Here is a 4594-nt window from a genome sequence, read left to right on the forward strand (position 1 = left end):
GCGCCCGTATCGGGCGCGGCGATTTTGCCGGGTTTATTTGCTGAAGGTCAGGCCGTCCGTCGCCTTGTCGACTTTGATGGTGTCGCCGGGCAGGAAACGGCTGGAGAGGATTTCATTGGCCAGCGGATTTTCCAATTGCCGTTGGATGGCGCGTTTCAAGGGCCGGGCGCCGTAGACGGGGTCGAAACCTGCTTCGCCGAGCAAATCCAGTGCCGCTTCGCTGACTTCCAGGCCCATGTCTTTTTCCCGCAAGCGATTTAGCAGTAGCTCGATCTGGATTTTGCAGATCGCGCGAATCTGGCCTTGGCCCAGCGGATGGAATACCACCGCCTCGTCGACGCGGTTGATGAATTCCGGCCGGAAATGTTGGCCGACGATTTCCATCACCGCTTCTTTCATGCTGTTGTAGTTCTCTTCGGCCGCTCCCGGCGTCATGCCTCCCGCGGCGCTGGCACGTCCTTGCGCGTCGCCGACCATTTCCTGAATCACGCTGGAACCCAGGTTGGAAGTCATTACCACCACTGTATTTCTGAAATCCACGGTACGGCCCTGGCCGTCGGTCAGGCGGCCGTCGTCCAGCACCTGCAGCAGTACATTGAAGACATCGGCATGGGCTTTTTCGATCTCGTCCAACAGAATTACCGAATAGGGTTTGCGGCGCACGGCTTCGGTCAGGTAGCCGCCTTCTTCATAGCCGACGTAGCCCGGAGGCGCGCCGATCAAACGGGCCACCGAATGTTTTTCCATGAACTCCGACATATCGATACGCACCATGGCTTCTTCGGTGTCGAACATGAATTCCGCCAGGGCCTTGCACAATTCGGTTTTGCCGACGCCGGTCGGGCCGAGGAACAGGAAGGAGCCGTTGGGCCTGTTAGGATCGGACAAGCCGGCGCGGGAGCGGCGAATGGCGTTGCTGACGGCTTTTAAGGCCTCGGTTTGACCAATCACCCGCTTGCCCAGCTCTTCTTCCATGCGCAGCAATTTATCCCGTTCGCCTTCCATCATTTTGGCAACCGGAATGCCGGTCCATTTGGAAACGACTTCGGCGATTTCCTCTTCGGTGACTTTGCTGCGCAGCAAGGTGGTTTCCTGCATTTCGGCTTGCGAAGCCAGATCGAGTTCTTTTTCCAGTTTGGGGATTTCGCCGTACTGCAGTTCCGACATGCGGGTGTAATCCTGGTTGCGGCGGGCGGCTTCCAATTCCAGTCTTGCATGTTCCAGCCGCTCCTTGATCGTTGCCGTGCCTTGCAGGGCGGCTTTTTCCGCCTTCCAGATTTCGTCCAGATCGGAGTATTCTTTTTCCAGATCGGCGATGTCTTCCTGCAGGATTTCCAGGCGCTTTTTCGATGCGGCGTCGGATTCGTTCTTCATGGCCTCGCGCTCTATTTTCAGCTGGATCAAGCGTCTGTCCAGCTTGTCCATGGCTTCCGGTTTGGAATCCATTTCCATGCGGATGCGGCTGGCGGCTTCGTCGACCAGATCGATAGCTTTGTCCGGCAACTGGCGGTCTGAAATGTAGCGGTGCGACAGCGTGGCTGCGGCGACTATGGCGGGGTCGGTGATGTCGACGCTGTGGTGGATTTCGTACCTCTCCTTCAAACCGCGCAAGATCGCTACCGTGTCTTCCACCGTGGGTTCGTCGACCAGCACTTTTTGAAAGCGGCGTTCCAGCGCGGCATCCTTTTCGATGTATTTGCGATATTCGTCCAAGGTGGTGGCACCGACGCAATGCAGTTCGCCGCGCGCCAGGGCAGGTTTCAACATGTTGCCGGCATCCATGGCGCCTTCGGCCTTGCCGGCGCCAACCATGGTGTGCAGCTCGTCAATGAACAGGATGACCTGACCTTCCAGCTTGGCGATGTCGTTCAGGACGGCTTTCAAGCGTTCTTCAAACTCGCCGCGGAATTTGGCGCCGGCAATCAGGGCCGCCATATCCAACGACAGCAATTGTTTGCCCTTAATGCCTTCCGGTACTTCCCCGTTGATAATGCGTTGCGCCAGACCCTCCACAATGGCGGTCTTGCCGACGCCGGGTTCGCCGATCAGCACCGGGTTGTTTTTGGTGCGGCGCTGCAGAACCTGGATGGTGCGGCGGATTTCGTCGTCTCGGCCGATTACCGGATCCAGCTTGCCTTGTTCGGCCCGTTCAGTCAGGTTGATGGTGTATTTTTTCAGGGCCTGGCGTTGGTCTTCCGCATTGGCATCGTTGACGGTCTGGCCGCCGCGCAAGTTTTCGATGGCTTTTTCCAGGCCGGCGGCCGTCAGGCCGGCGCGTTTTAAAATGGTTTGCAGGTTGCCGCTGGTTTCCAGGGCCGCCAACAAGAACAGTTCGCTGGAGATGAAGGCGTCCTTGCGTTTTTGCGCCAGTTTGTCGGTCAGATTGAGCATGCGCGACAACTCGTTGGAAAGCTGCACGTCGCCGCCGGAACCGGATACGCTGGCCAGGCGGTCGATTTCCTTGCGCAGCTCGTCGTGCAAGGCGTTTACCTGAATGCCGACTTGTTGCAACAGCGGCTTGATGCTGCCGCCTTCCTGGTCCAGCAATGCCAGCATCACGTGCAGCGGTTCAATGAATTGGTGGTCCTTGCCCAAAGCCAGGCTTTGCGCATCGGCGAGTGCCTGCTGGAATTTACTGGTAAGTTTGTCCATTCGCATGCTGAATACCTCTAAAAATTAATCTTGTCCCGGAAATGCGGCGTTATGTAACCTTTTTCAAGGTGAGGTAATAGGCTACATGGAAATATTTCGCCGGGCTTATGAGTGGCGGTGTTGGGTTGGTCAAGATGGGTAGCCTTGATAAATAAATCAAAGTACAATTGTTCGGCTCAGTTAAAGATGTTGAGTTGTGCCTTGGCCGCTTGGAAAAAGGTTTTTCAATATTGTTTTTCTGCGTCACTATCAGTTTATATTTGTAGGAGTTTTAAAAATGGCAACAGGCACGGTCAAGTGGTTTAACAACACCAAAGGCTTTGGATTTATCGAACCATCGGAAGGCAAGGAAGATGTTTTTGTTCATCACTCGGTGATTTTGGGCGAGGGCTTTAAAACATTGTCTCCCGGTCAATCCGTCGAGTTCGATATCGAATCCGGCCCCAAGGGTTTAACCGCCGCGAATGTTCAGCCTAGATAAACATTGAAGGCTCCGTGAAATAAAGGCTCTTGTTTAACAAGGGCCTTTTTTTTGCCTGTATGAATAAGTGCTGATTGATCAGGCAGGCTATAATCGAATTCTCCCCTCCAACTACTCATGTGAATCCCATGGCACGCGACTTTTCTTCGTTAAAAAATCTGGATATTCCGGTCAAGGTCCTGTTTACCGGTTACCTGACCTCGGTGGCAGTGGGCTATTTGTTTGCGCTGATCCAGATCCTGTTTACCCACGGCATGGCCGACGGCAAGTTCGGTTTGTCGATTGACGATATCGTATACAGCTATTACGGCAACCGTTCCGGTACCGTGTTGGAAACCAAGCTGAACGGCTCCATGAAGGAAAATGCTTCGGAACAGGAACGCTTTGTGATCATGCAATGGGTGCGGGATGGCGCCGAAGAGGATGAGTATGCCGAATCCGGCGTCGAAAAAATCATACAGGAGCGTTGCGTGATGTGCCATGGCAAGGATGCGCCGGTGCCCGATTTTACCAATTTCAAGGTTTTAAAAGAGCTGACCAGGGAGGATGAGGGAGCGACCTTTAGCTCGCTAACCCGGGTATCGCACATACATTTGTTCGGCATCAGCTTTATTTTCATGTTCGTCGGTTTGATTTTTAGCTTCGCTGAAACCAGTACCGTCAAATATAAATCCATCGCCATCGGCATGCCCTATCTGTTTTTGCTGGTGGATATTCTGTCCTGGTGGTTGACCAAGTTGCATCCGATGTTTGCGATTTTGGTAATACTGGCGGGTGCCGGCATGGCTTTTTCGTTTGCATTCATGTGGACGGTTTCAGTGTTGGAAATGTGGTTGTACGACAAGGTATTTCTGGATGCCAACGGTCAACCGCGTCCGCAGTGGAGTACGCTTGTCGAAGCCAGGTTGCAGCAGATCGGTTGCGATCAGGCCGTGAGCTTGGGCAACCGTTTGGGCTGCCTGGCCAAATCGACCCTGAAAAAACTTTGGGCGCAATGGTTGAGTCGTGGTTTGCCCTGGGTTAAGCGCTGGTGGCAAAAAAGGCTGGAAATGAAAGACTAAAAAGGCAATGTGATATAGCCTGCAAAACGGCAAACATCATTCAATTCATGGCTATCCCGGCCGATAGCCATGGTATTAAGATGCTGGCTGAAACATGGGAGGTATAAAATGAACATCAATCCATTAAGCAGCGCTACAAACCTGATCAGCAATGCCCAGCAAAAGGCCGATAACGCCGCGCAAACCATTGCCCGGCTACCGGTACAAAGTCAAGAGGTCGGCGGCAGCGAACCTATTCAGGCGGCGGATTTGTTTAAACCGGTTTTGAGTTTAAAAGAAGCAGAACTGGAGACATCCGCCGCCGCCAAGATCATTCAGGCGCATGACAAAATGTTGGGTAGTTTACTCGACGTCAAAGTCTAAGCGCTGGCGCCGACATCGAAGCCCATGGCTTCGATGT

The 4594-nt window shown here is 53.7% G+C and carries 4 protein-coding genes; 3 read left to right on the forward strand and 1 reads right to left on the reverse strand.

Annotation, left to right across the window (positions count from 1 at the left end; all coding sequences use genetic code 11):
- Nucleotides 1-33: 33 nt before the first annotated feature.
- On the reverse strand, nucleotides 34-2658 hold the full coding sequence (gene clpB / locus NP590_RS20170) for an ATP-dependent chaperone ClpB (RefSeq protein ID WP_256604540.1): 2625 nt from the start codon (nucleotides 2656-2658) through the stop codon (nucleotides 34-36).
- A 271-nt stretch (nucleotides 2659-2929) separates the two neighbouring features.
- Here clpB and NP590_RS20175 point away from each other — a divergent pair, with 271 nt between their 5' ends.
- The 3 genes from NP590_RS20175 to NP590_RS20185 all read left to right on the forward strand — a co-directional run bounded on the left by NP590_RS20175 (nucleotide 2930) and on the right by NP590_RS20185 (nucleotide 4557).
- Nucleotides 2930-3133 carry a cold-shock protein gene (locus NP590_RS20175; protein ID WP_255189502.1) on the forward strand — a complete coding sequence of 68 codons (204 nt, stop codon included), beginning with the start codon at nucleotides 2930-2932 and terminating at the stop codon, nucleotides 3131-3133.
- Nucleotides 3134-3261: 128 nt separating this feature from the next.
- Nucleotides 3262-4194 carry an Aq_1264-related membrane protein gene (locus NP590_RS20180; protein WP_256604542.1) on the forward strand — a complete coding sequence of 311 codons (933 nt, stop codon included), beginning with the start codon at nucleotides 3262-3264 and terminating at the stop codon, nucleotides 4192-4194.
- Nucleotides 4195-4302: 108 nt separating this feature from the next.
- On the forward strand, nucleotides 4303-4557 hold the full coding sequence (locus tag NP590_RS20185; RefSeq protein WP_256604543.1) for a hypothetical protein: 255 nt from the start codon (nucleotides 4303-4305) through the stop codon (nucleotides 4555-4557).
- Nucleotides 4558-4594 lie beyond the last annotated feature (37 nt).

The organism is Methylomonas subterranea, assembly GCF_024505185.1.
In the GTDB taxonomy this organism is placed as follows: domain Bacteria; phylum Pseudomonadota; class Gammaproteobacteria; order Methylococcales; family Methylomonadaceae; genus Methylomonas; species Methylomonas subterranea.